The sequence below is a fragment of the Mycolicibacterium hodleri genome, from assembly GCF_025822245.1.
Lineage (GTDB): Bacteria > Actinomycetota > Actinomycetes > Mycobacteriales > Mycobacteriaceae > Mycobacterium > Mycobacterium hodleri.
On the sequence record NZ_JACKTL010000020.1, the window covers coordinates 129,737 to 154,844 of the forward strand.

Below are 25,108 nucleotides of genomic sequence, written 5' to 3' on the forward strand. Positions count from 1 at the left end.
CCGCACGGATGAGCGCCGACGACCGCAGTTGGATGGTCGACACGCTGCTCGCCCTGCTGCAGACTCCCAGCCCGTCGGGACGCACTGACGCGGTGATGCAGTTGATCGGTGGCATTCTCGACGAGCTCGGCGTGCCGTTCACGTTGACGCGCCGCGGTGCGCTGACCGCCGAACTGCCCGGCGCGTCGGCCACCACCGACCGGGCGATCGTCGTCCACGCCGACACCATCGGCTGCATGGTCCGCGACCTGAAGGACAACGGGCGCCTCGAGCTGATTCCGGTCGGCACCTTCTCCGCGCGCTTCGCCGCCGGCGCCCGGGTGCGCATCTTCACCGACGACAGCGACGACTTCATCACCGGTACGGTGATGCCGCTCAAGGCATCTGGGCACGCCTACGGCGACGAGATCGACACCCAGCCCACCGACTGGGAGCACGTGGAGGTCCGCGTCGACCGCAACGTGTCGACCCGCGAGGACCTGGTGCGCATCGGGCTCAACGTCGGCGACTTCGTCGCCTTCATCACCAGCCCCGAGCTCACCGAGGACGGCTTCATCGTCTCGCGTCACCTGGACGGCAAGGCGGGCGTGGCCGTCGCCCTGGCGCTGGCGAAGAAGGTAATGGCCGACGAGGTCGTGCTGCCGCACCGCACCACGATCATGATCACCATCACCGAGGAGGTCGGCCACGGCGCCAGCAGCGGGCTGCCGCCGGACGTCGCCGAGCTGGTGTCGGTCGACAACGCCGTGTGCGCGCCCGGTCAGCATTCACTCGAGCACGGCGTCACCATCCCAATGGCCGACCTGCACGGGCCCTTCGACTACCACCTGACGCGCAATCTGCTCCGCCTGGCCAAGGACAAGGGAATCGCCCACGCGCGGGACATCTTTCGGTTCTATCGGTCGGACGCGGCGGCGGCGATCGAGGCGGGTGCCAACACCAGGGCGGCCCTGGTCGCCTTCGGCTTGGACGGCAGCCACGGCTGGGAGCGCAGCCACCTCGATTCGTTGGAGGCGTGCTACCTCTTGTTGGAGAGCTGGCTCGAGACGCCGCTGACGTTCGAGGCGTGGGACGCCAAGCCCTCGGGCAAGCTCCGCGACTTCCCGTCGTCGATGCAGCCCGCCCCCAGCGAGCAGTGGGTGCCGCTGTCGCGGGGTGACCACACCGAGCCGGGCGACGTGTCGCCGGGCGAGCACTGGCCGCCGTCGGAGGGTCCGCAAGCCTAAACCGTCCTACTCGGCTGGGTCGAGGTGTTCAATCGAACCCATGCTGAGTCTGGAAGAGATCTCCGACCGCCTCGAAATCCAACAGCTCCTCGTCGACTACTCGACGGCGATCGACACGCGCCGGTTCGACGACCTGGATCTGGTGTTCACCCCGGACGCCTACGTGGACTACCGCGCCATGGGCGGGATCGACGGCACCTTCCCGGACGTGAAGAAGTGGCTGTCGGAGGTGCTGCCGAACTTCCCGGCGTACTCGCATCTGATCGGCAACTTCGACGTCCGGGTCTCGGGGGACACGGCCTCGTCGCGGATCCTGTGCTTCAACCCGATGAAGCTCTCCGACGACGGTCAGATCCTGTTCTGCGGGCTCTGGTACGACGACGAGTTCGTTCGCACGGCCGACGGGTGGCGGATGACGCGGCGGGTCGAGACGAAGTGCTTCGACCGGATCGTCTGAGGCGATTTCCGCCGATGGGGCGTGGTCTGGCACAATGGGCGGCTGTCTGACGGGCGACCCCGGTTCGACGCGAGATCTGGCATCTGTCACTCGCTCGATGCGCTGCCCGTCGGTCACACACGCAAGGCAAAACCGGACCGGGCAATCCGCCCGAGTCGCTGAATTGCAAGCGTGGCAATCACAGGAGAATTCGTTTCACCATGGCTGTCAAGATCAAGCTCGCCCGCTTCGGCAAGATTCGCAATCCCCAGTACCGCATCTCCGTCGCCGACGCGCGGAACCGCCGCGACGGCCGCGCCATCGAGGTCATCGGCAAGTACCACCCGAAGGAAGACCCCAGCTTCATCGAGATCGACTCGGAGCGTGCGCAGTACTGGTTGAGCGTGGGCGCGCAGCCCACCGAGCCCGTCCTCGCGCTGCTGAAGATCACCGGTGACTGGCAGAAGTTCAAGGGTCTGCCGGGCGCCGAGGGCACCCTGCGGGTCAAGGAGCCCAAGGTCAGCAAGCTCGACCTGTTCAACGCCGCTCTGGCCGCCGCCGACGACGCCCCCACGGGTGACGCGACGACCTCCAAGAAGAAGAAGGCGCCCGCCAAGAAGGCCGACGACGCCGCCGCGGCTGACGAGGCCGCCGAGGCGCCCGCCGAGGCCGCAGCCTCCGACGCCGCTGCCGAATGAGCACCGTCGTCGTCGACGCCGTCGAGCACCTGGTGCGTGGCATCGTCGACAACCCCGATGACGTCCGGGTCGACATGGTGACCAATCGCCGGGGGCGCACCGTCGAGGTGCACGTGCATCCCGACGACCTCGGCAAGGTGATCGGCCGCGGTGGCCGCACCGCCACGGCGCTGCGTACGTTGGTCGCCGGCATCGGTGGTCGGGGCATCCGCGTCGACGTCGTGGACACGGATCAATAGAAGCCCAGTAGGCGATTCGATCATGGACCTCGTCGTCGGACGTGTCGTCAAGGCGCACGGAATCGGCGGCGAGGTCGTGGTCGACGTCCGCACCGACGATCCGTACGACCGCTTCGCGCCCGGCAACGCGCTGCGCGCCAGGGCGCGGGACAAGACCGAGAGACGGCTCGTCGTCGATTCGATGCGGGAACACAGCGGGCGACTACTGGTGCGACTCGAGGGCGTCTCGAGCCGTGACGCGGCCGATGCGTTGCGCGGGAGCCTGTTCATCGTCGACGCGGCCGACCTGCCCGACATCGAGGATCCCGACGAGTTCTACGACCATCAACTCGAGGGCTTGCGGGTGCGCACCACCGCCGGCCTCGACGTGGGCGTCGTGGCCGAGGTGCTGCACACCGCGGCGGGGGAGATCCTGGCCGTGCGCCCCAGCGAGGGCGACGGCCCGGAGATCCTGGTCCCGTTCGTCGGTGCCATCGTGACGTCGGTGTCCCTGGACGACGGACTCGTCGAGATCGACCCGCCCGAGGGCCTGCTGGACCTGGACTCGATCTAGTGCGTCGCCATGCGTGTTGACGTCCTGACCATCTTTCCCGACTATCTCGATCCGCTGCGACAGTCGTTGCCGGGCAAGGCAATCGACAACGGCATCCTCGAGATCGCCGTGCACGACCTCCGGCGCTGGACCCACGACGTGCACCACTCGGTGGACGACTCCCCGTACGGTGGCGGCCCCGGCATGGTCATGAAGGCCCCCGTATGGGGTGAGGCACTCGACGACGTCTGCACTGCCGACACGCTTCTCGTCGTACCGACTCCGGCGGGCCGACCCTTCCGTCAGGCCGATGCGCAACGGTGGAGCACCGAAGGGCATCTGGTGTTCGCGTGCGGCCGATACGAGGGCATCGACCAGCGCGTCGTCGACGACGCGGCGCGTCGGATGCGCGTCGAAGAGGTGTCCATCGGCGACTACGTGTTGACCGGTGGGGAGTCGGCGACGCTGGTGATGATCGAGGCCGTCGTCCGGCTACTCCCGGACGTCCTCGGCAATCCCGCGTCGCACCAGGACGATTCGCACTCCGACGGCCTGCTGGAGGGGCCCAGCTACACCAGGCCGGCGAGCTGGCGTGGGCTCGAGGTCCCGCCCGTGCTGCTGTCCGGTGACCACGGCAAGGTCGCCGCGTGGCGTCGTGAGCAGGCGCTGCAGCGCACTCGCGAGCGCAGGCCGGATTTGCTGGCCGACTAGCTGGGCCTAGATGCGGCCGTCGGGGAACATCGTCTTGACCGCCTGGGTAATCGTGTCGCGAGCGGCGGTCGAGCTGGCGGCCTGCATCGAACCGATCACCATGACATAGCGGCGGTCGGGCCCGATCACGCCGGTGGACAGGTGCATCCAATCCGAGCCGATGCAACACATCCAGCCCTGCTTGACCGCTACGGGTTCGGCGAACAGCCCGTCGGGGATGCCGAACCGCTGGGGATACACACCACCCGGCTGGGTGCCGTCCAGCGCCATCGGCGCCGATTGCGCCAGGTTGGCCAGGATGACGCTGGCCTGCTCGGGCGGCAGCCCGCCGGAGCCCGACATCATCATGTCGTAGTACCTCACCAGGTCTGCCGCGGTGCTGATGGTGTTCCACCACCGTCCGTCGTTCGGCGGCCGGGTCGAGGTCAGCCCGTAGCGGGCCGCGACGCGGGTGACGATCGCGTCGCCTCCGCCGCGATTCCAGAACACCTCCGCGGCGCTGTCGTCGGACTGCCGCAACATGCGGTCGAAGTTCACGTGGTCTTCGGGGGAGAGTTCGGTCTGACCCTTGGACACCTGTAGCAGCAGGTCGTCGGCGATGAACAGCTTGACCACCGACGCGATCGCCATCGTGGTCGAGTTTCCGTTGGACACCATCTGGCCGGTGTTGCGGTCCAGGACCAGGGCGGTGATGTCGGCCCCGTCGTCGGCGGCCTCGGCCGTCGCCTGGCGTTCGCGCGCCTCCAGACCGGTGAAGGCGGCCGACGGCTGGTCGGGTGGCGGTTCCGGCAGCGGCGCCATGCTGCCCAGCGGTGCGACCACGGTCAGCGCGGGCGTGGCGGGTGTGGGTTGGGCGCCGTAGACCCTGGCCTCACACCCCGAGGCGACGGTTACCGCCGTAGCCGTGAAGGCGGTGACCATCAGCAGCTTCGACGGCCGCCGGAACATGGTCCTCCCTGAGCGAATGAGGTGGATCGGGACGCCCGCGCCGGTGTTCGGGCGCGTTGCCTTGCCGGGTACCTTAACCGCTGGCGGCCCAGGCCGCGCCCGCAGCCGGCGTCGCCCGGGGTCACGCGGCGGTGGTTCCGCGGGTCACGATTTCGTCGGTACGCCGCCCATCTGGCACAATCGAGCAGTTGCCTACGCACGGCGGGGATCAGTCGTCCCCAAGCTGGTGCGAGAAGCGCGAAGACCTCGGTCCGGTGACACGTCGCACGAAGACGTGATGCCCACGGCCGCAACCGAGAACACGATCACACGATCGCAAAACCACGAGGAAGTGTCACCGATGAACACCCTGGACTTCATCGACCAGCCGTCGCTCCGCGACGACATCCCAGCCTTTGGTCCTGGCGACACCGTGAACGTTCACGTGAAGGTCATCGAGGGTTCCAAGGAGCGCGTCCAGGTCTTCAAGGGCGTCGTGCTGCGTCGGCAGGGCGGCGGGGTCCGTGAGACCTTCACCGTGCGCAAGGAGAGCTACGGCGTCGGCGTCGAGCGCACCTTCCCGCTGCATTCGCCCAACATCGACCACATCGACGTCGTCACCCGCGGTGACGTGCGTCGCGCCAAGCTGTACTACCTGCGCGAACTCCGTGGCAAGAAGGCCAAGATCAAGGAAAAGCGCTGATCGTCGCCGGCGGCGCGCCCGGACGGGTGTGACGGTTGGACCCCGAGCAGCGCGGCGCCGAGCGGCGTGCTGACTACTCTGAGGGCGTGACCGGATCCGCTGACGCTCCCGATGCCGCAGACGAGGACCTTCGAGAAGACGTCGACGAGGATCCGCCCAAGAAGAAGCGCGGTGCCGTCCGCGAAGCCGCCATTCTTCTGAGCATCGCGCTGGTCCTGTACTACGTGATGCTGACGTTCATCGCCCGGCCGTACCTGATTCCGTCGGAGTCGATGGAGCCGACGCTGCACGGCTGCGCCGGTTGCGTCGGCGATCGCATCATGGTCGACAAGGTCACCTACGACTTCTCGACGCCGGAGCCGGGCGACGTCATCGTCTTCAAGGGTCCGCCGGCGTGGAACATCGGCTACAAGTCGATCCGCTCCGACAGCACCCCGATTCGCTACCTGCAGAACGTGTTGTCGTTCGTCGGCTTCGTGCCGCCCGACGAGAACGACCTCGTCAAGCGCGTGATCGCGGTCGGAGGCCAGACGGTGGAGTGCCGGGCGGCCACCGGGCTGACGGTCGACGGCAAGAAGCTCGTCGAGCCGTACCTGGACGTCAACACGATGATGGCCGACCCGCAGATCTATCCGTGCCTCGGCAACGAGTTCGGTCCCGTGAAGGTGCCGGAGAACCGGTTGTGGGTGATGGGCGACAACCGCACGCACTCTGCCGACTCCCGGGCGCACTGCACCAACCTGCCTGCCGACGCCCAGAAGGGTCTGCTGTGCACCGGCGACCCCATGGCGGGCACGGTTCCGGTCGACAACGTGATCGGCAAGGCCCGCTTCATCGCCTGGCCGCCTGGTCGCTGGGGCAGCGTCTCGGCCGTCAACCCGCAGACCACGCAGTAGGAGACCTCTTGCCGGCGACCTGGCCGCCTCGAGCCGTCATCCGCAGGTCCGCGGGCCTGCGCACGATCGAATCCGCGCTCTACCGGGGCGGGTTGGGCCCGGTTGCCGGCGTCGACGAGGTGGGCCGGGGTGCCTGTGCGGGGCCGCTCGTCGTCGCGGCCTGCGTGCTGGGACCCAACCGGTTGGAGAGCCTGGCGGCGCTCGACGACTCCAAGAAGCTCAACGAGCGCGAGCGGGAGCGGCTCTTCCCGTTGATCCGGCGTTACGCGCTGGCCTATCACGTGGTGTTCATCCCGTCGACGGAAGTCGACCTGCGCGGGGTGCACGTCGCCAACATCGAGGGCATGCGTCGGGCCGTCGCGGGGCTGTCGCTGCGGCCGGGTTACGTTCTGAGCGACGGCTTTCGCGTGCCGGGGTTGCCGATGCCGTCTCTGCCGGTGGTGGGCGGTGACGCCGCGGCGGCGTGCATCGCCGCGGCCAGCGTGCTCGCCAAGGTCAGTCGTGACCGGCTGATGGTGCAGATGGAGTCGACGCATCCCGGGTACGGCTTCGCGGTGCACAAGGGGTACAGCACGCCGTTCCACACCGCGGCGCTGGCCGAGCGGGGGCCCTGCAGCGAGCACCGGTTCTCGTTCGTCAACGTGCGCCGGGTCTCGGTTGGGGAGGCCGGGCAGCATGTCGAAATGGGCTGAGGAAAGATGTACATCACACCGAACGAAGGACCACTGAACCGATGAGTGCCGAAGATCTCGAGAAGTACGAAACCGAGATGGAGCTCTCGCTGTACCGCGAATACAAGGACATCGTGGGGCAGTTCAGTTACGTCGTGGAGACCGAGCGCCGGTTCTACCTCGCCAACAGCGTCGAGCTGGTGCCGCGCAACGCCGACGGCGAGGTCTACTTCGAGCTGCGACTGGCCGACGCGTGGGTGTGGGACATGTACCGTCCGGCCCGCTTCGTCAAGCAGGTCAGGGTCATCACCTTCAAGGACGTGAACATCGAAGAGGTCGAGAAGCCCGAGCTGCGGCTGCCGGACTGATCCGGTGGTGCCAGTGGATCGAGCGCCCGTCGCCGTCGTCACCGGAGCCAGCCGCGGCGCCGGCCGCGGCATCGCCACCGCGCTGCTGTCGTCCGGATGGCGGGTGTACCTGACCGGGCGGACCGTGACGGACCTCGGCGACGGCGGAATCCCGGTCACCGTCGACCATCGCGACGACGCCCAGGTCGCCGCCCTGTTCGCGCGGGTGGCCGAGGAGTGCGGGACGCTGGACCTCCTGGTCAACAACGCCGCCGCGATCAGTGACCACCTGACCTCGCGGAAACCGTTCTGGGAGAAGCCCCTCGAGCTGGGGGACGTGCTGGACGTGGGGTTGCGGTCGGCCTACGTGGCGTCGTGGCACGCCGCGCGGCTGATGGTGCCCGCCGGCCGCGGGCTGATCGCGTTCACGTCGTCACCCGGGTCGGTGGTCTACATGCACGGCCCCGCCTACGGGGCGCAGAAGGCGGGGGTCGACAAGCTGGCCGCCGACATGGCCGTCGACTTCGAGGGCACCGGGGTGTCCACCGTCTCGATCTGGATGGGCATCCTGCTGACCGAGAAGTTCCGCAGCGCCTTCGACGGCCATCCCGACGCACTGGCGAAGACGGCCGAGCACGCCGAGACCCCCGAGTTCACCGGTCACGTGCTCGACGCGTTGTGGCGCGACCCGGAGCTCGCCGACCTGACCGGTCAGAGCCTGATCGGCGCCGAGCTCGCGACGCGGTACGGCATCACCGACGTCGACGGCCGCCGCCCGCCGTCGCACCGGGCCGCGCTCGGGGCGCCGCGGATTCCGAGCACCGTCGTCGTACGCTGAGACGATGCGATCCGCACCGGAGTCCTGGCTCACCGACATGGACGGTGTCCTCGTCCACGAGGAGCGTGCCCTGCCGGGTGCCGCCGAGTTCCTGCAACGGCTCGCGGAGAAGAAGCGTCCCTTCCTGGTGCTGACCAACAATTCGATCTTCACCCCGCGCGATCTCGCGGCCCGACTGCTGCGCTCCGGCCTCGAAGTGCCCGAGGGCGCGATCTGGACGTCGGCGCTGGCGACTGCCGCCTTCCTGCACGACCAGCTGCCCGGCGGGTCCGCGTACGTGATCGGCGAGGCGGGCCTGACGACGGCCTTGCACGAGGTGGGCTACACGCTCACCGACACCGGACCCGACTTCGTGGTTCTCGGCGAGACGCGAACGTATTCGTTCGAGGCGATCACCAAGGCTATCCGGCTGATCGGCGGCGGCGCCCGCTTCATCGCCACCAATCCCGACGTCACCGGGCCGTCGGCCGAGGGACCCACCCCGGCGACGGGCTCGGTCGCGGCGCTCATCACCAAGGCCACCGGCCGCGAGCCCTACTTCGTCGGCAAGCCGAACCCGATGATGTTCCGCAGCGCACTCAACCGCATCGAGGCGCATTCGGAGAACACGTTCATGGTCGGGGACCGGATGGACACCGACGTCGTGGCCGGCATCGAGGCGGGGTTGGAGACCATCCTGGTGCTCACCGGGTCGACGGCCGTCGCAGACATCCAGAAGTATCCGTTCCGGCCGAGCCGGGTGCTCGACTCCATCGCCGACGCGATCGAGCTCATCTGACCGTGACCGACCACCGTGACGCCGCCAGGCCGTTGGCCGGGGTGCGGATCGTCGAGATCTCCAGTTTCGTCGCCGTCCCGCTCGCCGGGATGACGCTGGCCCAACTGGGTGCCGAGGTGATCCGCGTCGACCCGGTGGGCGGCGCCGCCGACTATCACCGGTGGCCCGTGACGGCCGACGGCGAGAGCATCTACTGGGCCGGGCTGAACAAGGGCAAGCTGTCGGCGGCGTTGGACGGGCGCTCCGCCGACGGCCAGGAGCTGATCACCCGCCTCGTCGTCGACTCCGGTGTACTGATCACGAATGCGGCTGGGCGGCAATGGCATTCGTACGACGGCCTGGTGGCGCTGCGCCCCGACCTCATCCACGTCGAGGTGTCGGGCCGGGTCGACGGCGGCACCGGCGTCGACTACACCGTCAACGCCGGACTCGGCTTTCCCGCGGTGACGGGGCCACCCGGGCTGACGGAGCCCGTGAACCACGTCCTGCCGGCCTGGGACGTCACCTGCGGGCTGTACGTGGCGCTCGCGGTGATCGCGGCCCTGCGCCACCGCGACGCCACCGGAGAGGGGCAGCGCATCGGCATTGCGCTGGAGAACGTCGCGCTCGCCACCGCGGGCAACCTCGGCTTCCTGACCGAGGTGATGGTCAACGGCGTCTCGCGTCAGCGCCTCGGCAACTCGATCTACGGGCAGTACGGCCAGGCCTTCGTCAGTGGTGACGGGGCGTCGTTCATGGTCGTCGCGCTCACCGGACGTCACTTCCGGGATCTGACCGAGATGACCGGGACGACGAAGGCGGTTGCCGCCCTTGGTGATGCACTCGGCGCGGACTTCGGCGACGAGGGTCAGCGCTACCGCCACCGCGACGCGCTCACGGGTCTGTTCACGGTGTGGTTCACCGACCACACCGCCCAGGAGGTCTCCGCCGCGCTGTCCGCGACCTCCATCCTGTGGGAGCGCTACCGCACCTTCGCCGAGACCGTCGACGACCCCAAGGTGACCGACAACCCGTTGTTCGGCCCGCTCGACCAGCCGCGGATCGGCACCCATCTGGCGCCGGGGCTGCCGGTGGCCGTCAACGGCGCCTACCGGCCCGCGGTGCCGGCCCCCGAACTCGGCGACCACACCGCGGCACTGCTTCGGGATCGCCTCGGGCTGTCCGACGACGAGATCGACCGGCTGGTCCAGGCCGGCACCGTCTCGTGAGCAGGTTGCTGCGGCTGCTGGACGTGCGGCCAGGCGGTTCCGAGGACTCCTGGATCGGCCCCGCCAGCGGCCCCGAGGGCAAGCGTGCGTACGGCGGCCAGTTCATGGCACAGTCGCTGGCCGCCGCGGCCCGCACGGTCGAGCCCGCCAAGCGGCCCGTCACCATGCATCTGCAGTTCCTGCGCGGCGGTGAGGCCGGCGCCGACGTCGAGTACTCCGTGGAGCGCGTCTTCGACGGCCGGACCGCCGCGTCGCGCCGGGTGGTGTCACGGCAGGCCGGGCGGATGACGACGGCGGCCACCGTCTCCTTCTCGCTGCCCCTACCCGGGCCGGAACACGGCCACGTGGAGGCGTTCGCGGAGGATCCCGAGACCCTGCCGAGGACCGGCCCGCCGGGGCCCGCACCGTCGATGCCGTTGGACGAGATCGACGTTCGCGTCGTCGACGACCGGTCGACGGGGGAGTTCGTCAGGCGGCTGTGGTGGCGGGTCGAGGTGCCCGTTCCCGACGATCCGCTGCTGCACGACGTGATCACGGCGTACGTGTGCGACGTCTACATGATCGATCCGGCCCTGCAGGTGCACGGCCACTCGATGACGGCCCGAACCCATCGCAGCGGCACCACCGATTCGTCGATCTGGTTTCACCGACCCGTACGCGCCGACCAGTGGAACCTGTTGGAGACCAGGTCCCCCGCGGCGGCGCGGGGCCGGGGCGTCATCGTCGGCAGCCTGGTCGGCGCGGACGGTGCCGTCGCGGCGACCCTCGCCCAGGAGGGCCTCATCGCCGAGCGGGAGCAGTAGCCCAGGCGCCGACCCGTCGAGTGCCCAGCGGACCAATCCTCTTGCGCGCCAGGGTCAGCAGCAGCGTCAGGGCCACCCCCGTCAGAAGGGACGCGACGACGCCAAGCAGGCGGTGGTCCCCGAACAGCGGGTACACCTGGTAGTGCACCAGGTAGATCAGCAGTGACGCCTCGGCCAGTACGCCCGCCACCACGGTGAACGCCGTGGGGCAGCGGACGGCGGGCAGCCAGACGAGCAACGCCAGGCCGGTGAACACCAGCAGTTCCCGCTGGGCATTGCCGAAGTAGCCGACGACGCCGACGGCCAGCATCGCGGTGACGGCGGCGCGCTGCCAGGCGGTCGAGGCCTTCGACGCCGCCCAGCCGACGGCGAAGAACCAGAACGCCAGCATGGTGAACCAGGCGTCGTGGCCCATGCCGAAACCGTCGAAGCGCACCACCAGACCCACCGCGAGAACCGCACACGCGCACGCGAACGGGCGCCGTCGTTCCATGCGGTCGGCGAGCGGCGACGCGCAGGCTAGTGTCAACGCCACCAGAATCCACACCATGACTTCGACGAACCACAGCCGGCCTGCCGTCATGCTGTCGTCCGGGCCGAGGAACTTGTTGGCCAGCAACAGGTTCGACGCGGTGTAGTCGTCGGTGATGACCAGCGCGACGGCGACCCAGACGATGGACGGCACGGCGATCCACGCGATGGTGGTGGCAAGGTGTCCGACCCGTTGGGTGCGGGGCAGGGGGGTCAGGCAAAACCGCCCGAAGTTGTAGCCGGCGATCCCGAGCAGTACGTGGGCGCCGCCCCAAAGTGTGTAGAGCCCGGCGTGCGACCCGACCACCAGGACGATGGCGACGGCGCGCAGCGCGACGCTGGTCTCCAGCGTGGTGCCCCACCGCCGGCGAGACCGGCGCGCGGCCTCCAGATCGCGCAGGGGCATGCGGGGCCAGTCGGTCGGCAGGTGGCCGAGCGCGCGCTCGAGCCGCACCGACATCGCCACGTAGGACAGCGAATTGCCGCCGAGGTCGACGAAGCTGGCCCGCGGGTCGACGGCGGCGGGGTCGAGGTGCAGGACGTCGGCGAACAGGTCGCGCAGATCGAGCACGTCCCGCGACGCAGCGGCGGTCCGATCGGCCAGCGCGCGCACGCCGTGCAGGTCGGGTTTGCCCGACGGCAGCCGCGGGATCTCGTCGACGTCGAGCACGCGTATCGCGGAGCGGGGCAGGCCGGAGGCGTGGGTGGCGAGCACGGCGACGTCGCATCCCACGGGCCGGTCGCCGGCCGCCACCACCAGCGCACCGTCGTGGTCCGCGCAGATCGCCGTCACGTCGGCCTTGGCCAGGGCCGACTCGACGCGCTGCAGGTCGATGCGCAGGCCGTAGAGCTTCACGAAGCGACTGATCCGCCCGACCACCTCGTAGAGGCCGTCGGGGGACAGTCGCGCGAGGTCACCGGTGTGCAGCGCGTCGACGGTTCGACCGAGCGCGAGGTCCTCGGGACGCTCCGCATAGCCCATCATCACGTTGGGCCCGTGATACACGAGCTCGCCAACGCCGTCGGCCATGCCGTCGCCCGCCACGAGCTCGAACCGCCCGCCGCTGATCGGCACGCCGATCGAGTCCGGTCTTTCGTGCGCGAGTTCCGGTGGCAGATAAGCCATTCGGGCGGTGGCCTCGGTGGCGCCGTACATCACGAACAGTTGCCAGCCGCGGCGCCGGCCGAGCTCGGCGAACCGGCGGACGGCGTCGGGGGCGAGTCGGCCGCCGGCCTGGGTGAGGTAGCGCAGATGCGGCAGTGACATGTCGTCGAAGCCGATGCGGTCCAACAGGTCGAAGGTGTGGGGAACGCCGGCGAAGGTCGTTCCGCGGTGCAACCTCATCAGGTCCCAGAAGCGGTCTTCGACCACCGAGTCGTCGGTGAGGACCAGGCCGGCGCCGCGCAGCAGGTGGCTGTGGACCACCGACAGGCCGTAGCAGTAGGACATGGGCAACGTCGTCACGGCCCGGTCGGTGTGGCGGATGTCGAGGTAGGTCGCGACGGCGTCCGCGTTGGCGGCCAGGTTGGTCCTCGACAGGCGCACCAGCTTCGGTGAGCCCGTGCTGCCGGAGGTCGACATCAGCAGGGCCAGCTCGCGATGGAACTCGTGCGCGGCGCGGTGGCGGTGCCGCAGGGTGCCGTCGCGGATGATCACGTCGGGGTCGTAGGAGTCGACCAGCGCGGCGTGGTCGGCGCCGGCGGGCACGGGCAGCACCACGTGGCCGCCAGCGAGCGCGCCGAGGTAGTGCACCACGGAGTCGACGTCGTTGCGGGTCTCCAGCAGAACGAGTCTGCGCCGTGAGCCGAAGTCCGACGCGCTGGCGGCGACCAGGTCGGCGAGCTGGCGGTAGGAGACCCGTTGGTCGACGGTCAGCAGTGCCGCGTCGTCACCGCGGGAGGCGAGGTGCTCGACCAGGTTGGTGAACATCACGGCCGCTCGTCGAGGACGGCCGCCGTACCGATCACGTCGACGCGCACCTTGGCCTCGACTCCCGGCGGGTCGATCCCGTGCTGGCGGACGGTGATCGGTTCGGCCCCACCGACGTCGACGGTCAGCAGGACGTCGCGCCCACGGAACTCCGAGGACGACACGGTGCCGACGCCGGTGCCCCCCTCGCCGTCGGACACGGTGCTGGCGACGAGCTGCTCGGGCCGCAGCAGGAGCGTCGCCGGGCCGTCGGCGGCGCCGTCGCGCACGGGCACCCGGCCCAGCGCGCAGTCGGCGACCCCCGAGGTCACCGTGCCGGGCAACAGCACGCACTCCCCGAGGAACTGGGCGGTGAAGACGTCCCCGGGTGCGAGGTAGACCTGTTGCGGCGTACCGACTCTGGTGAATCGACCGTCGCGCATCACGGCGACCTGGTCGGCGATCGACAGGGCCTCCTCCTGGTCGTGGGTGACCAGCAGTGTCGTGACGTTCGCCTCGGCGAGAAGCCGGGCGACGGCCGTGCGGGTGGACGAACGCAGACCCGTGTCCAACGCGCTGAACGGTTCGTCGAGCAGCATCAGCGCGGGTTCGCGGGCCAGCGCCCTCGCGAGCGCCACGCGCTGCTGCTGGCCACCGGAGAGTTGGTGTGGCCGGCGCCGCGCCACGGCCGCGTCGAGCGACACCGTGGCGAGCAGTTCGGCGACCCGCGCGCGGGTGCTGCGCGCACTGCCGGTCAACCCGTAGGCGATGTTCTGTCCGACGGTCAGATGGGGAAACAACGCGCCGTCCTGGGCGACGTAGCCGACGTCGCGCCGGTGGGCGGGCACGCTCCGGCCGTCGTCGGCGACCGTGCGTCCCGCGATGGAGATGGTTCCGGCGTCGGGGGTCTCGAAGCCGGCGACGAGACGCAGCAGCGTCGTCTTGCCACACCCAGACGCGCCGACGACCGCCGTGACCGTGCCCGGCCGTACGCTCAGGTCCACGCCGTGCAGTACGTCCTGGCCGTCGAAACCCTTTGTCAGACGGCTGATCTCGAGTGCCCGGTTCGTCACAGCGCGGCCGCCCGCGTCGACTGGCGGAACAGCACCAGGGTCACCGGGACCGAGAGCCCGACGAGAAGGAGGGCGTACGGGGCGGCGGCCGCATAGTCGAGCTCGCTGCTGAGCGACCAGAACCGCATCGCCAGCGTGCTGGTGCCGGTCGGCGCCAGCAGCAGGGTCGCGGTCAGTTCGGTGGCGACGGCGACGAACACCAGCGACGCGCCGGCCGCGGCGGCCGGAGCGGTGAGCCGCAACGTGACTCGGAGGAAGGTCCGGGCCGGGGACACGCCCAGTGACCGCGAGGCCTCCTCGATCCCCGGCGGAATCTGGGCCAGCCCCGACCTGAGGTTGACCATGGCGCGGGGGATGAACAGCAGCACGTACGCCGCCAGGACCAGCGCGACGGTTTGGTAGAGCGGCGGTGCGACGCGGATGGCGACGGTGACCAGGGCCAGTGCGGTGACGATGCCCGGCATGGAACTGGTGACGAAGTTGAAGCCCTCGACCAATCGCGCGAAGAAGCCGCGGTACCGCACGGCCACCCAGGCGAAGGGGAAGGCGAGCACCGTCGTCGCCGCCGCGGCCACCGCCGCCAGACCCGCGGTCTGCACGGTCGCGGTGACGATCTCGTCGAGCTCCCACGCACCCGTCCCGCCGATCCACAGCCAGCGGACGATCGTCCACGTCGGCACGCCGAGCGCCAGCGCGGCAAGGACCGCCAGCGCCGCCCAGGCCGGGATCGCGTTGCGCGCCAACCGATGCGGCGAGAGGTGCCGGGCGGCCCCCGAGCCGATCCGCGCGTACCGGGCGGTGCCGCGGGCGGCCGCCTCGCCGGCCAGCAGGACCAGGCAGAGCATTACCAGGACACCGGCAAGGGTGCTGCCCGCGGCACCGTTGAAGGTGGCCTGGAACTGCTCGAAGATGGCCGTCGTCAGGGTGGGGAAGCGCAGCATCGCGAACGCACCGTACTCGGCGAGCAGGTGCACGCCGATCAGCAGCCCGCCCCCGAGGATCGCGAGCCGCAACTGGGGCAGGACCACCCGCCGGAAGGCCACGGTCGGGCTGGACCCCAGCGCCCTGGCCGATTCCTCCATGGCGGGGTCCAGCCTGCGCAGCGTCGCTGCTGCCGGGACGTAGACGAACGGGAAGTACGACGTCGTCGCGACCAGGATGCCGGCCCAGAAGCCGTGCAACGACGGCACCACGCTGACCCACGCATAGCTGTTGACGAACGCGGGCACCGCCAGCGGCGCCACGAGCAGCGGCCGCCACAGCGAGCGTCCCGGCACGTCGGTGCGCTCCACCAACCAGGCCGCACCGACGCCGAGCACCACGCACAGCGGCACCGTCACCACGACCAGTCCGACTGTGTTGACCAGCAATTCGACGACCCGCGGGCGGGCGACGAGCGCGTAGACCTCGGACGGTCCGGTGGCGACCACCGACCAGGCGACGTACCCGAGTGGCACGAAGGTCGCTGCCACCAGCACCACCACGGCCCCGACGAGCGCCGGCCCCGGCCGCTCGACGGCTGCCGTGCGGCGTGCCGCCGGGATCGTGTCGGTGATCATCTACCGCGCCACCTAGAGCAGGCCGGCCGACGTCATCAGGTCGGTGACCTTCTTGGCGTCGAGGTCCGACGGGTTGACCGCCGGTGCCTGCAGGTCGGCCAGGGGCACCAGCGCCGGGTTGGCGGGCACGTCGCTGGCGACCGGGTATTCGAACGAGGTGCCCTTCTCGAGCACCTCCTGGCCGGCCTTGCTCGTCACGAAGGCCAGGAACTTCTGCGCGTCGTCCTTCTTCTTGCTCGAATTCAGCACGCCGCCACCGGAAATGGAGACGAAGGCGCCGGGGTCTTGGTTGCGGAAGTAGTGCAGCGCGGTGTTGCCGCTGATCTCCTTGGTCTTCGCTTGATCGCGGAACCAGTAGTAGTGGTAGATGATGCCGCCGTCGACCTCACCGGCGTTGATCGCGCGCAGCGTGGCGATGTTGTCCTGGAAGATCTCCGCGCCCGACTTCATCCCGGCCAGCCACGCCGACGTGGCGGGCTCCCCGGTGAGGTCGAGCATGGCCGCCACGATGGCCTGGAAGTCGGGCTTGACCGGCGGTGCACCCCAGCGGCCCTTCCACTCCGGCTTCTCGAGATCCATGATCGAGCGGGGCAGTTGAGCCTCGGTGAGCTTGGACGGGTTGTAGGCGAAGACGGTGGTGCGCGCGGCGACGCCGGTCCACTTGTTGGTGGCGGGCCGGTACTGCGCGGGCACCTGCGCGACGGTTGCGGGGTCGACGTCGGCGAACAGACCGGCCTTTTCGACGGCGGCCATCGCGGGTGAGTTCTCGGTCAGGATGACGTCGGCGGGCGACGAGGCGCCCTCGGCGATCAACTGGTTGCCCAGTTCGGTGTCGCCGCCCTGGCGGTAGGTCACCTTGATGCCGGTGGCCTTGGTGAACGCGTCGATCCACTCCTTGGTCAACGACTCGTGCTGAGCGTTGTAGACCAGCAGCCCGTCGGATTCGTCGGACGTCGACGAGCACGCCGTCGCGCTCGTGACGAGGACGACGGCAGCGATGAGGGCGCCGACTCGTCTCCAGGGTGGTCGCATCGAGTACATCCCTTCCGTCCAGGTCGTGGCCCGGCAGTGATCGTAGGTGAGGGTTACCTAAGCAACATACCTGGACGTATCGGGGAGAAGTTCCGTTGCCGGGACGGGCGGGTCGTCGCTTCTGTACGTTGACTGAGATCCGCAGGGCCCGCTCGACAGTTGGGGAAGCACCGTCATGAATCTGTTCGCCACCACCCTGCGCCGTGGCGCCGTCGGCATCGTCGGAGCGTGCGCGGCCGGGGCCGTCGTCGCAGGTGCCGGCATTCTGCCCGTCGCCGCTGCGGTGCCGTGCAAGGCCAGCGGATTCGCCGAGACGGCCAGCGGGGTGTTGAGTTCGGCGGGTGCCTACCTGGATGCACATCCGCCGGCCGACGACGTGTTGACCGCCGCCGCCAGCCAGCCGCCGGAGGTGGCGCGGTCGTCCGTGCGCGGGTATTTCATGGCCCATCCCGGTGAGTTCCTCGACCTGCAGCGGATCGTCCAGCCGCTCAAGGACGTCAAGGCTCAGTGCGGTGTCGACCTGTCGCCGAGCCAGCTGGCCTCGTTGTTCGAGGCGCTGGCCGAGTAGGTCACCCGAAGACGCCGGCCTGCACTCCGGCCATGGTCAGCGCCACCGTGCGTCGAACGTCGGCGGTCGAGATCGGAGCGGTGTCGGTCAGGAATCGGTAATACAGCGGCGCCGACAGGTGGCGGATCACCTCGCGTGCGTCGACCCCATCGGGGGCCTCGCCGCGCTCGACCGCTTCGGTGACGACGTGGGACACCTCGTCGACGCGCTTGCGGTAGAAGGCTGCCAGCGCCTGCGCGGTGGTGGGATCGTAGGTGGCCGTGGCGATGATCGCCTTGAAGAGCGGGCCCTGGCGCGGGTCGGTCAACGTGCGGCGGATCAGTTTCGCGGCGGCCAACAGGTCGGACGACAGCGCGCCGGTGGCCGGGCGGCGCGACGAGGTGTCCGCCATGTCGACCAGCAGATCGGCCACGAGTGCGGCAACCGTTCCCCACCGCCGGTAGACGGTCGACTTGCCGACCCCGGCCCGCTGGGCGACCGTGGCCAATTCGATTCCTTCGAGACCAGATTCGACGAGCAGGTCGGCGGCGGCGCGCAGGACCCCGTCCCGGACGGCGGCGGTGCGGCCGCCGGGTCTGGTCGCGGCAGTCATGCACCCATCATAACGGGACTGCAGTGTCGTTAAGGACGGATCGATGCTAATCTCGCTAACGGGAACATCGTCTCGTTAGGGAGTTGACGTGGAATATCGACAGGTGGGCAGTTCGGGACTCGTCGTCTCCGAATTGAGTTTTGGTGCAGCGACGTTCGGCGGCCGAGGAGACTTCTTCGGAGCGTGGGGATCGGTCGACGTCGACGAAGCGCGTCGCATGGTCGACGCGTGTCTGGACGCCGGGATCACGCTCTTCGACACGGCCGACGTCTACTCCGACGGCGCCTCGGAGGAGGTGCTCGGGGCCGCGTTGAAGGGCAGGCGCGATCAGGTGCTGATCTCGACGAAGGCCGGATTGCCGCTCGGTGCCGGACCGCATCAGGCAGGGACCTCGCGATCACGGCTCGTCGAGGCGGTGGAGAACGCCCTGCGCCGCCTGGGCACCGACCACGTCGACCTCTTCCAACTGCACGCATTCGACGCCCACGCTCCGGTCGAGGAAGTCCTCGACACGCTGGACGTCCTCGTCGGCCAGGGCAAGATCAGATACGTCGGGGTGTCCAACTTCTCGGGGTGGCAGCTGATGAAGTCCCTGTCGGCCGCGGACGCCGCGCACCGGTCGCGATATGTCGCGCATCAGGTGTACTACTCGCTGATCGGACGGGACTACGAGTTGGACCTGATGCCCCTGGGGGTCGACCAGGGTGTGGGTGCCCTGGTGTGGAGTCCGCTGGGCTGGGGACGGCTGACCGGTCGCATCCGGCGCGGTGCGGCCGTGCCCGAACGCAGCAGGTTGCACGTGACGGCAGACGCGGGGCCGCCCGTGGACGAGGCCCTGCTGTTCGACGTCGTCGACGAACTCGACGCGATCGCCGCGGAGACCGGGCGGTCGGTTCCCCAGGTGGCCCTGAACTGGCTACTGCGGCGGCCGACGGTGTCGTCGGTGATCGTCGGCGCGCGGGACGGCGCCCAACTGGCCGAGAACCTCGGTGCCGTGGGATGGGTGCTGAGCGACGAGCAGGTCGCGCGTCTCGACGCGGTGAGCGCCCGGGAAGCGCCCTACCCGTACTTTCCCTACCACCGGCAGGCCGGGTTCGCCCGGCTCAACCCGCCGATGTTCGCGCGGGCCTAGGCGGGCAGATCCGTGTACTGGAGCGTGAATCCGTCTGCGCTGAAGGTGAATCCGTTGCCGGACACCTCACTGGCGCAGGAGATTCCGGTGGCCTCCTGCACGTTGCAGCGGAAGCCGGACACGATCAGCACCTTGCCGAACGGCAGGATTGCCGCCGGGCCGGGAACCAGTGAGTACCCGGGGGCGTCGAGCGTGGCGAAGCGTGGGTCGCCGAGCCGACCCACCTGAATGGCGTTCGGTGCGGCGTCGGTCCCGTCGGGCCCCGGCACCGTGTCCGGTGCCCCCGTGATCGGAATCGTCGACCCGGTCGCGGACTGGCAGCCCGCCGTGTCCCGCGGCACGATGGCGCAGACCCACCGCTTGCTCGGGCTGGTGAAGTAGTAGGCGGTCTGCCCGTCGGCCTGGGGTGCGGCGTAGTCGAAGGCGTTGACCAGGGCGTCGTTGGTCGGGCGGTTCGCCAGCGGGGGTGGCGGCGTGGTGCTGGTCTGCGTGGTGGGTCGTGGCTCGTCGGTGTTCACCACGGTCCCGGACTCGCAGGCCACCATCGTCGACGCGGCCACGACGAGGGGCAATGCGGACAAGAGCGCCCGGTGGTGAGGTCGGCTTGCCATGGCCCACATCATGGCACGACGGTTCTGGCACCCCTGTGGATGAAACGGCGTCTGTGGATGAACCCCTGACGCCTGCGGTCCGGCGTCGGTGCGGCCCCGCACGGTGTGGGCATGACGGAAACGTGGACTCGCGCCCAGATCGGCGCTCTCGGTGAGCAGCTTGCAGTCGACTATCTGACGTCGCACGGGCTGCAGGTCATCACCCGTAACTGGCGATGCCGATATGGCGAGTTGGACGTGATCGCCGTCGACGCCGCCGCGGACGCCTTGGTGTTCGTGGAGGTGAAGACGCGCACCAGCGACCGCTTCGGTGGCGTCGAGCAGGCGGTGACGCCGCAGAAGGTCCGTCGGCTGCGCCGGTTGGCGGGCCTGTGGTTGGCCGCCCAGGACCGCAGGTGGTCGCGGGTGCGCATCGACGTGGTGGGCGTGCGGATCGGACGGGCGCCGACGCCGGAGATCACTCACCTCGAGGCGGTGGGGTGATGACGCTGGGACGAGCGCATTCGGTCGCGGTCCGTGGGGTGGACGGCACCATCGTGGAGATCGAGGCCTTCATCACCTCCGGGCTGCCGGGAGTGCATCTGGTCGGCCTGCCCGATGCGGCGTTGCAGGAGGCCCGCGACCGGGTGCGCGCGGCAATCACCAACTGCGGCAACGACTGGCCGCAGACCCGGCTTACGCTAGCCCTGTCACCGGCCACCCTGCCCAAGATGGGTTCGGTGTACGACATCGCGTTGGCACTGGCCGTGATCTCGGCCGAGAAGAAGAAGTCCTGGGCGCTGCTGGACAAGACCGTGTTCCTCGGCGAGCTGGCCCTCGACGGACGCGTCAGACCGGTCAAGGGCGTACTGCCCGCGGTGCTGGCTGCCAAGCGCGAGGGTTGGCCGTCGGTCGTGGTGCCCATCGACAACCTGGCCGAGGCCAGTCTGGTCGACGGCATCGAGGTGTGGGGAGCCAGGACGCTGCGGCAGGTGCAGGCGTGGGTGGCGGGCACGTGCGCGCTCGACGATCGCGTGGCCGAGGTGGCGGCCGAGGACGAACCGGTCGCCGATCTCGCCGACGTCGTCGGCCAGACACACGCCAGGTTTGCCGTCGAGGTGGCCGCCGCCGGTGCGCATCACCTGCTGCTGACCGGTCCGCCGGGAGTGGGCAAGACCATGCTGGCGCAACGCCTTCCGGGCCTGCTGCCGCCGCTCACCCACGAGGAGTCCCTCGAGGTGACCGCCATCCACTCGGTGGCCGGTCTGCTGTCGGGGCGCACGCCGCTGATCACTCGGCCGGTACTGGTCGCACCGCACCACACGTCCTCCGTCGCCGCCATGGTGGGCGGCGGCTCGGGCCTCGCGCGGCCCGGGGCGGTGAGTCGTGCGCACCGAGGGGTGCTCTTCCTCGACGAGTGCGCCGAGATCGGCTCCAGCGTTCTCGAGGCACTACGAACTCCGTTGGAGGACGGTGAGATTCGGCTGGCCCGCCGAGACGGAGTGGCCCAGTATCCGGCCCGCTTCCAACTGGTGATGGCGGCCAACCCCTGTCCGTGCGCCCCGGCGAAGTCCAGTGACTGCGTCTGCCCCGCGGTCGTCAAGCGGCGGTATCTCGGCAAGTTGTCCGGTCCGCTGATGGACCGCGTGGATCTGCGGGTCGAGCTCCATCCGGTTCCCTCCGGGTCGATCGGCTCCGAGGAGGGGGAGTCCACGGCCGCGGTGCGCGATCGGGTGGCCAAGGCCCGTGACGCAGCGGCGGCGAGGTGGGCGCCCCACGGGGTGCGCACCAATGCCGAGGTGGGCGGACCGCTGCTGCGCCGCCGGTTCCGTCTCGACCGGACGGTGATGGCGCCGCTGCGATCCGCACTGGACAGGGGTGAGCTCAGCGTCCGTGGCGTCGACAGAACCTTGCGCGTCGCATGGACGCTCGCCGACCTGGGCGGCCGCACGATGCCCGTGCTGGAGGACGTGAACACCGCCTTGAGCTTCCGGCAGGCCGGAGGTGCCCGATGACCGCCGAAGACCGGGCCTGGGCTTACCTTTCGCGCGTCGTCGAACCACCGTCCCGCGAGTTGGCCGCGTTCGTGGCAGACGTCGGACCCGTCGAGGCCGCGACACGGATCAAGAGTGGTCGACTGGAGGACGGGAAGCTGAAGCGGCTCACCGAGGCGCGCCGCGAGGTCGACTGTGCGGCAACGGACGTGGAGACGCTGGCTCGGCTGGGTGGCCGGCTCGTCACGCCCGACGACCCCGACTGGCCGCTGCTGGCGTTCCGGTCGTTCGACGGCTCGCCCGTGTGCGACCGGCCGGCCGGCGTCGCGCCGCTGGTGCTCTGGGTGATCGGCGAGGACTCGTTGGCCGACGTCGCCGAGCGGTCGTGCTCGATCGTCGGGACGCGGGCGGCCACGTCCTACGGTGAACACCAGACCGCGGACCTGGCTGCCGGTCTCGCCGAACGCGACGTGGCGGTCGTCTCGGGCGGCGCCTTCGGCATCGACGGCGTCGCGCACCGGGCCACGCTCGGCGCCGAGGGGCTCACCGTGGCGGTGCTCGCCGGCGGGATCGACGTGCCCTATCCGTCGGCTCACACGGCGATGCTGCGCCGGGTCGGCGAGCAGGGGCTGCTGGTGAGCGAGTATCCGCCCGGCGTGCGTCCGGCGCGGTATCGGTTCCTCACCCGCAACCGACTGGTCGCCGCGCTCTCGGGTGCGACCGTGGTGATCGAGGCCGGGTTGCGCAGTGGCGCCGCCAACACCGCCTCCTGGGCCGAGGCTCTCGGCCGGCCGGTCTGCGCGTATCCGGGCCCGGTGACGTCGTCGGCCTCCGCCGGCTGCCACGTGCTCATCAGAAACGGAGCCCTCCTGGTGACGCGGGTCGAGGAGGTCGTCGAAGTCGTCGGCGCGGCCGGCGAGCTCGCCCCCGAACCCGATCACCCGGCCTCGCCGCTGGACGGCCTCACCGCCGTCGAACTGCGCGCCTACGACGCCCTGCCCGCACGGGGAGCCCGGACCGTCGACGAGCTCGCGGTGGCCGCGGGTGTGCCGCCCACCGAGTTGCTCGGCCCGCTGGCGACGTTGGAGCTCGCCGGTCTGGTGCGTCGTCAGGAGGGCAAGTGGCGCATCGCGCTCCGGTAAGTTGGCTCCATGCACGGCGTCGGAGCATGGGGCCGTGGCACGGTCGCGCTCCTCCTGGTCGCCACGCTGACTCTGGCCGGCTGCCGCATCGCCGAGGCCGAGCCGGTGGTCCCCGCCGACGGATACGGGTTCAGCGTCGGCGCGTCGCAGATCTGGATGAGCGCCGAGGACGCCGACCGCGAACTCGACGCGGCCGCCCTGACCAACGCGCGGTGGATCCGGGTGCACGTCGACTGGCACGCCATCGAGAAGGTCAAGGGCGAATTCGACTGGGGCTACGTCGACCGCTGGATCGACGGGGCCCGTGCCCGCGGCATGCGCGTGCTCGGTCTGATCACCAACACGCCCGACTGGGCCAAGGCTCCCGGCACCGCGCTCTACGCCCCGCCGATCGACGCGTCCGACTACGCGACATTCGCGGCGGCCGTCGTCAAGCGCTACCGCGACCGCGTCACCGACTGGGAGATCTGGAACGAGCCGAACCTGCCACGGTTCCTGGGATTCGCCGAGGGCCGGGCCGCCGTGTACGTCGGCCTGTTGAAGGCCGCCTACCCGGCGATCAAGGCGGTGCAGCCCAACAGCACCGTGATGTCGGCCGGGCTCAGCCCCGCGGTCGGCGTCGACGGTCCGGCGAACTTCCTCAACGACATGTACCTCAACGGCGCCAAGGGCTACTTCGACGCAGTTGCCATGCACCCCTACGTCTTTCCGACCGGCCTGGCCGCCGATCCCGACAACGCCTGGTCCGATCTCGCGCGTGCCCACGACGTGATGACGCTCAACGGCGACGGCGACAAGAAGGTCTGGATGACCGAGTTTGGGGCGCCCACCTCCGATCCCACCGCCGAGGGCGTCAGCCAGCAGGAGCAGGCCAAGCAGATCCTCGACGTACTCGCCGGACTCGCCGCCGCGGGGTGGGCCGGACCGGCCTTCGTCTACAGCATTCGCGACGTCGACACCGCCAACCGCGGCAATCGCGAGGACAACTTCGGCGCCCTGCTGACGACCGACTTTCAGCCCAAGTACACCGCCAGCGTGCTCGCACGGTAGCCGGCCACGGGACCTCCCTCGCTCGTATAGTCGAAGACGCCAACCGACGAGTACGAAGAGGTGACTGTGGCAGCCCGTCCGATCCACACGTTCGAAGTGGTGCGCAGCGAACACCTGACGCCGCACATGATCCGGGTGGTCCTGGGCGGGGGTTTCACCACGTTCACGCCCAACGACTTCACCGACGCCTACGTCAAGATCGTGCTGCCGCGGTCGGGGACCGACGTGTCGACGCTGCCGACGCCGTTGACGCTCGACAGCTTCAGCGAGCTGCCGGAGGCGCACCAGCCGGTCGTGCGCACCTACACCGTGCGCAAGGTCGACCGCGAACGCGGCGAGATCAGCATCGACTTCGTCGTGCACGGCGAGCACGGGGTGGCGGGCCCCTGGGCGGCGTCGGTCACGCCTGGCGACCCCGCCTACCTGATGGGCCCCAGCGGCGCCTATGCCCCCGACCCCGCCGCCGACTGGCACCTGCTGGCCGGTGACGAAGCCGGCCTGCCCGCCATCAGCGCCGCCCTGGAGGCGATGCCATCCGACGCCGTCGGACTGGCCTTCATCGAGGTCGCCGGACCGGACGACGAGATCGAACTGGTCGCCCCCGACGGCATCCAGATCCGCTGGATCTACCGCGGCGGCCGCGCCGACCTGGTCCCCGAGGACCGGGCCGGTGACAACGCGCCCCTGATCGAGGCCGTGAAGGAAGCCCTGTGGCAGCCGGGCCAGGTCCAGGTCTTCATTCACGGCGAGGCCCAGGCCGTCATGCACAACCTCCGGAGCTACGTCCGCAAGGAACACGGCGTCGACGCGAAGTGGGCGTCGATATCGGGGTACTGGCGGCGCGGACGCACCGAGGAGACCTTCCGGCAGTGGAAGGCCGAGCTGGCGAAAGCGGAGTCTGCGTCCGCCGGCTGACCGGGGCT

General features: G+C 69.8%; 28 protein-coding genes. 21 read left to right on the forward strand and 7 right to left on the reverse strand.

All coding sequences use genetic code 11. The features are described from left to right. Positions 1-8 precede the first annotated feature (8 nt). The 6 genes from H7J06_RS07040 to trmD all read left to right on the forward strand — a co-directional run bounded on the left by H7J06_RS07040 (position 9) and on the right by trmD (position 3,842). Positions 9-1,226 (forward strand): osmoprotectant NAGGN system M42 family peptidase, encoded by a 1,218-nt coding sequence (locus tag H7J06_RS07040; RefSeq protein ID WP_264038089.1) that lies wholly within the window; start codon positions 9-11, stop codon positions 1,224-1,226. A 40-nt stretch (positions 1,227-1,266) separates the two neighbouring features. Next, positions 1,267-1,683, forward strand: coding sequence for a nuclear transport factor 2 family protein (locus H7J06_RS07045; protein ID WP_264037971.1), 417 nt, complete (start codon positions 1,267-1,269; stop codon positions 1,681-1,683). Positions 1,684-1,883: 200 nt separating this feature from the next. Continuing rightward, the gene (gene rpsP, locus H7J06_RS07050) at positions 1,884-2,360 is read left to right on the forward strand and encodes a 30S ribosomal protein S16 (RefSeq protein ID WP_264037972.1); all 477 of its coding nucleotides are present in this window, start codon (positions 1,884-1,886) and stop codon (positions 2,358-2,360) included. Next, entirely contained in the window at positions 2,357-2,599 is a 243-nt protein-coding gene (locus H7J06_RS07055; protein ID WP_029114920.1) for an RNA-binding protein, read from the forward strand. The genes rpsP and H7J06_RS07055 overlap by 4 nt, the downstream gene beginning before the upstream one ends. A 22-nt stretch (positions 2,600-2,621) precedes the next feature. Continuing rightward, complete coding sequence (gene rimM / locus H7J06_RS07060) at positions 2,622-3,152, forward strand: ribosome maturation factor RimM (RefSeq protein WP_264037973.1); 531 nt, start codon at positions 2,622-2,624, stop codon at positions 3,150-3,152. A 9-nt stretch (positions 3,153-3,161) separates the two neighbouring features. Continuing rightward, positions 3,162-3,842 carry a tRNA (guanosine(37)-N1)-methyltransferase TrmD gene (gene trmD, locus H7J06_RS07065; protein ID WP_264037974.1) on the forward strand — a complete coding sequence of 227 codons (681 nt, stop codon included), beginning with the start codon at positions 3,162-3,164 and terminating at the stop codon, positions 3,840-3,842. 6 nt (positions 3,843-3,848) lie between these two features. On the opposite strand, the gene H7J06_RS07070 is transcribed toward trmD, so the two are convergent. Continuing rightward, a complete protein-coding gene (locus H7J06_RS07070) occupies positions 3,849-4,790 on the reverse strand; it encodes a serine hydrolase (protein ID WP_264037975.1) in 942 nt (313 codons plus the stop codon). 340 nt (positions 4,791-5,130) lie between these two features. On the opposite strand from H7J06_RS07070, the gene rplS reads away from it, so the two are divergent. The 8 genes from rplS (at position 5,131) to H7J06_RS07110 (ending at position 11,013) form a co-directional block, all read left to right on the forward strand. Next, a complete protein-coding gene (gene rplS / locus H7J06_RS07075) occupies positions 5,131-5,472 on the forward strand; it encodes a 50S ribosomal protein L19 (RefSeq protein ID WP_056548924.1) in 342 nt (113 codons plus the stop codon). Between the two features lie 86 nt (positions 5,473-5,558). Next, positions 5,559-6,368 carry a signal peptidase I gene (gene lepB, locus H7J06_RS07080; RefSeq protein ID WP_264037976.1) on the forward strand — a complete coding sequence of 270 codons (810 nt, stop codon included), beginning with the start codon at positions 5,559-5,561 and terminating at the stop codon, positions 6,366-6,368. A gap of 8 nt (positions 6,369-6,376) precedes the next feature. Continuing rightward, on the forward strand, positions 6,377-7,060 hold the full coding sequence (locus H7J06_RS07085; RefSeq protein ID WP_264037977.1) for a ribonuclease HII: 684 nt from the start codon (positions 6,377-6,379) through the stop codon (positions 7,058-7,060). Positions 7,061-7,101: 41 nt separating this feature from the next. Beyond that, positions 7,102-7,407, forward strand: a complete 306-nt coding sequence (locus tag H7J06_RS07090) for a DUF2469 domain-containing protein (protein WP_024450376.1) — start codon at positions 7,102-7,104, stop codon at positions 7,405-7,407. A gap of 13 nt (positions 7,408-7,420) precedes the next feature. Further along, the gene (locus H7J06_RS07095) at positions 7,421-8,224 is read left to right on the forward strand and encodes an SDR family NAD(P)-dependent oxidoreductase (RefSeq protein ID WP_372515252.1); all 804 of its coding nucleotides are present in this window, start codon (positions 7,421-7,423) and stop codon (positions 8,222-8,224) included. Positions 8,225-8,228: 4 nt separating this feature from the next. Further along, positions 8,229-9,002 carry an HAD-IIA family hydrolase gene (locus tag H7J06_RS07100; protein WP_264037980.1) on the forward strand — a complete coding sequence of 258 codons (774 nt, stop codon included), beginning with the start codon at positions 8,229-8,231 and terminating at the stop codon, positions 9,000-9,002. A 2-nt stretch (positions 9,003-9,004) separates the two neighbouring features. Continuing rightward, a complete protein-coding gene (locus tag H7J06_RS07105; RefSeq protein WP_264037981.1) occupies positions 9,005-10,210 on the forward strand; it encodes a CoA transferase in 1,206 nt (401 codons plus the stop codon). Continuing rightward, entirely contained in the window at positions 10,207-11,013 is an 807-nt protein-coding gene (locus tag H7J06_RS07110) for an acyl-CoA thioesterase (protein WP_264037982.1), read from the forward strand. Before H7J06_RS07105 ends, H7J06_RS07110 begins: the two co-directional genes overlap by 4 nt. On the opposite strand, the gene H7J06_RS07115 is transcribed toward H7J06_RS07110, so the two are convergent. Genes H7J06_RS07115 through H7J06_RS07130 form a run of 4 tightly spaced genes read right to left on the reverse strand, consistent with a single transcriptional unit; the run spans position 10,991 to position 17,117 of the window. Then, a complete protein-coding gene (locus tag H7J06_RS07115; protein ID WP_264038090.1) occupies positions 10,991-13,474 on the reverse strand; it encodes an AMP-binding protein in 2,484 nt (827 codons plus the stop codon). The genes H7J06_RS07110 and H7J06_RS07115 overlap by 23 nt on opposite strands. Then, complete coding sequence (locus tag H7J06_RS07120; protein WP_264037983.1) at positions 13,474-14,526, reverse strand: ABC transporter ATP-binding protein; 1,053 nt, start codon at positions 14,524-14,526, stop codon at positions 13,474-13,476. Before H7J06_RS07120 ends, H7J06_RS07115 begins: the two co-directional genes overlap by 1 nt. Further along, positions 14,523-16,085 (reverse strand): ABC transporter permease, encoded by a 1,563-nt coding sequence (locus tag H7J06_RS07125; RefSeq protein WP_264037984.1) that lies wholly within the window; start codon positions 16,083-16,085, stop codon positions 14,523-14,525. The genes H7J06_RS07120 and H7J06_RS07125 overlap by 4 nt, the downstream gene beginning before the upstream one ends. A 12-nt stretch (positions 16,086-16,097) precedes the next feature. Beyond that, positions 16,098-17,117 carry an iron ABC transporter substrate-binding protein gene (locus H7J06_RS07130; protein WP_264037986.1) on the reverse strand — a complete coding sequence of 340 codons (1,020 nt, stop codon included), beginning with the start codon at positions 17,115-17,117 and terminating at the stop codon, positions 16,098-16,100. Between the two features lie 175 nt (positions 17,118-17,292). Here H7J06_RS07130 and H7J06_RS07135 point away from each other — a divergent pair, with 175 nt between their 5' ends. Next, a complete protein-coding gene (locus H7J06_RS07135; RefSeq protein ID WP_264037987.1) occupies positions 17,293-17,685 on the forward strand; it encodes a heme-binding protein in 393 nt (130 codons plus the stop codon). Between the two features lies 1 nt (position 17,686). On the opposite strand, the gene H7J06_RS07140 is transcribed toward H7J06_RS07135, so the two are convergent. Continuing rightward, positions 17,687-18,277 carry a TetR/AcrR family transcriptional regulator gene (locus tag H7J06_RS07140; protein ID WP_264037988.1) on the reverse strand — a complete coding sequence of 197 codons (591 nt, stop codon included), beginning with the start codon at positions 18,275-18,277 and terminating at the stop codon, positions 17,687-17,689. 88 nt (positions 18,278-18,365) lie between these two features. On the opposite strand from H7J06_RS07140, the gene H7J06_RS07145 reads away from it, so the two are divergent. Further along, the gene (locus H7J06_RS07145; protein ID WP_264037989.1) at positions 18,366-19,409 is read left to right on the forward strand and encodes an aldo/keto reductase; all 1,044 of its coding nucleotides are present in this window, start codon (positions 18,366-18,368) and stop codon (positions 19,407-19,409) included. On the opposite strand, the gene H7J06_RS07150 is transcribed toward H7J06_RS07145, so the two are convergent. Beyond that, positions 19,406-20,020: a hypothetical protein gene (locus H7J06_RS07150; RefSeq protein ID WP_264037990.1), complete on the reverse strand. Its 615-nt coding sequence runs from the start codon at positions 20,018-20,020 to the stop codon at positions 19,406-19,408. The two genes, H7J06_RS07145 and H7J06_RS07150, sit on opposite strands and share 4 nt — an antisense overlap. A gap of 111 nt (positions 20,021-20,131) precedes the next feature. On the opposite strand from H7J06_RS07150, the gene H7J06_RS07155 reads away from it, so the two are divergent. The 5 genes from H7J06_RS07155 to H7J06_RS07175 all read left to right on the forward strand — a co-directional run bounded on the left by H7J06_RS07155 (position 20,132) and on the right by H7J06_RS07175 (position 25,100). After that, on the forward strand, positions 20,132-20,503 hold the full coding sequence (locus H7J06_RS07155) for a YraN family protein (RefSeq protein WP_264037991.1): 372 nt from the start codon (positions 20,132-20,134) through the stop codon (positions 20,501-20,503). Continuing rightward, positions 20,503-22,014, forward strand: coding sequence for a YifB family Mg chelatase-like AAA ATPase (locus H7J06_RS07160; protein ID WP_264037993.1), 1,512 nt, complete (start codon positions 20,503-20,505; stop codon positions 22,012-22,014). The genes H7J06_RS07155 and H7J06_RS07160 overlap by 1 nt, the downstream gene beginning before the upstream one ends. After that, positions 22,011-23,135: a DNA-processing protein DprA gene (gene dprA / locus H7J06_RS07165; protein WP_264037994.1), complete on the forward strand. Its 1,125-nt coding sequence runs from the start codon at positions 22,011-22,013 to the stop codon at positions 23,133-23,135. Before H7J06_RS07160 ends, dprA begins: the two co-directional genes overlap by 4 nt. Before the next feature lie 9 nt (positions 23,136-23,144). Beyond that, positions 23,145-24,185 carry a cellulase family glycosylhydrolase gene (locus H7J06_RS07170; RefSeq protein WP_264037995.1) on the forward strand — a complete coding sequence of 347 codons (1,041 nt, stop codon included), beginning with the start codon at positions 23,145-23,147 and terminating at the stop codon, positions 24,183-24,185. Between the two features lie 66 nt (positions 24,186-24,251). Continuing rightward, on the forward strand, positions 24,252-25,100 hold the full coding sequence (locus tag H7J06_RS07175; protein ID WP_264037996.1) for a siderophore-interacting protein: 849 nt from the start codon (positions 24,252-24,254) through the stop codon (positions 25,098-25,100). The last annotated feature ends 8 nt before the right edge of the window (positions 25,101-25,108 follow it).

What these genes read in the sequence shown, in the direction of transcription:
- H7J06_RS07040 (WP_264038089.1), top strand. Translation starts at nt 9, where the DNA reads ATGAGCGCCGACGACCGCAGTTGGATGGTCGACACGCTGCTCGCCCTG.
- H7J06_RS07045 (WP_264037971.1), top strand. Translation starts at nt 1,267, where the DNA reads ATGCTGAGTCTGGAAGAGATCTCCGACCGCCTCGAAATCCAACAGCTC.
- rpsP (WP_264037972.1), top strand. Translation starts at nt 1,884, where the DNA reads ATGGCTGTCAAGATCAAGCTCGCCCGCTTCGGCAAGATTCGCAATCCC.
- H7J06_RS07055 (WP_029114920.1), top strand. Translation starts at nt 2,357, where the DNA reads ATGAGCACCGTCGTCGTCGACGCCGTCGAGCACCTGGTGCGTGGCATC.
- rimM (WP_264037973.1), top strand. Translation starts at nt 2,622, where the DNA reads ATGGACCTCGTCGTCGGACGTGTCGTCAAGGCGCACGGAATCGGCGGC.
- trmD (WP_264037974.1), top strand. Translation starts at nt 3,162, where the DNA reads ATGCGTGTTGACGTCCTGACCATCTTTCCCGACTATCTCGATCCGCTG.
- H7J06_RS07070 (WP_264037975.1), bottom strand. Translation starts at nt 4,790, where the DNA reads ATGTTCCGGCGGCCGTCGAAGCTGCTGATGGTCACCGCCTTCACGGCT.
- rplS (WP_056548924.1), top strand. Translation starts at nt 5,131, where the DNA reads ATGAACACCCTGGACTTCATCGACCAGCCGTCGCTCCGCGACGACATC.
- H7J06_RS07090 (WP_024450376.1), top strand. Translation starts at nt 7,102, where the DNA reads ATGAGTGCCGAAGATCTCGAGAAGTACGAAACCGAGATGGAGCTCTCG.
- H7J06_RS07100 (WP_264037980.1), top strand. Translation starts at nt 8,229, where the DNA reads ATGCGATCCGCACCGGAGTCCTGGCTCACCGACATGGACGGTGTCCTC.
- H7J06_RS07115 (WP_264038090.1), bottom strand. Translation starts at nt 13,474, where the DNA reads ATGTTCACCAACCTGGTCGAGCACCTCGCCTCCCGCGGTGACGACGCG.
- H7J06_RS07125 (WP_264037984.1), bottom strand. Translation starts at nt 16,085, where the DNA reads ATGATCACCGACACGATCCCGGCGGCACGCCGCACGGCAGCCGTCGAG.
- H7J06_RS07130 (WP_264037986.1), bottom strand. Translation starts at nt 17,117, where the DNA reads ATGCGACCACCCTGGAGACGAGTCGGCGCCCTCATCGCTGCCGTCGTC.
- H7J06_RS07135 (WP_264037987.1), top strand. Translation starts at nt 17,293, where the DNA reads ATGAATCTGTTCGCCACCACCCTGCGCCGTGGCGCCGTCGGCATCGTC.
- H7J06_RS07140 (WP_264037988.1), bottom strand. Translation starts at nt 18,277, where the DNA reads ATGACTGCCGCGACCAGACCCGGCGGCCGCACCGCCGCCGTCCGGGAC.
- H7J06_RS07150 (WP_264037990.1), bottom strand. Translation starts at nt 20,020, where the DNA reads ATGGCAAGCCGACCTCACCACCGGGCGCTCTTGTCCGCATTGCCCCTC.
- H7J06_RS07155 (WP_264037991.1), top strand. Translation starts at nt 20,132, where the DNA reads ATGACGGAAACGTGGACTCGCGCCCAGATCGGCGCTCTCGGTGAGCAG.
- H7J06_RS07160 (WP_264037993.1), top strand. Translation starts at nt 20,503, where the DNA reads ATGACGCTGGGACGAGCGCATTCGGTCGCGGTCCGTGGGGTGGACGGC.
- dprA (WP_264037994.1), top strand. Translation starts at nt 22,011, where the DNA reads ATGACCGCCGAAGACCGGGCCTGGGCTTACCTTTCGCGCGTCGTCGAA.
- H7J06_RS07170 (WP_264037995.1), top strand. Translation starts at nt 23,145, where the DNA reads ATGCACGGCGTCGGAGCATGGGGCCGTGGCACGGTCGCGCTCCTCCTG.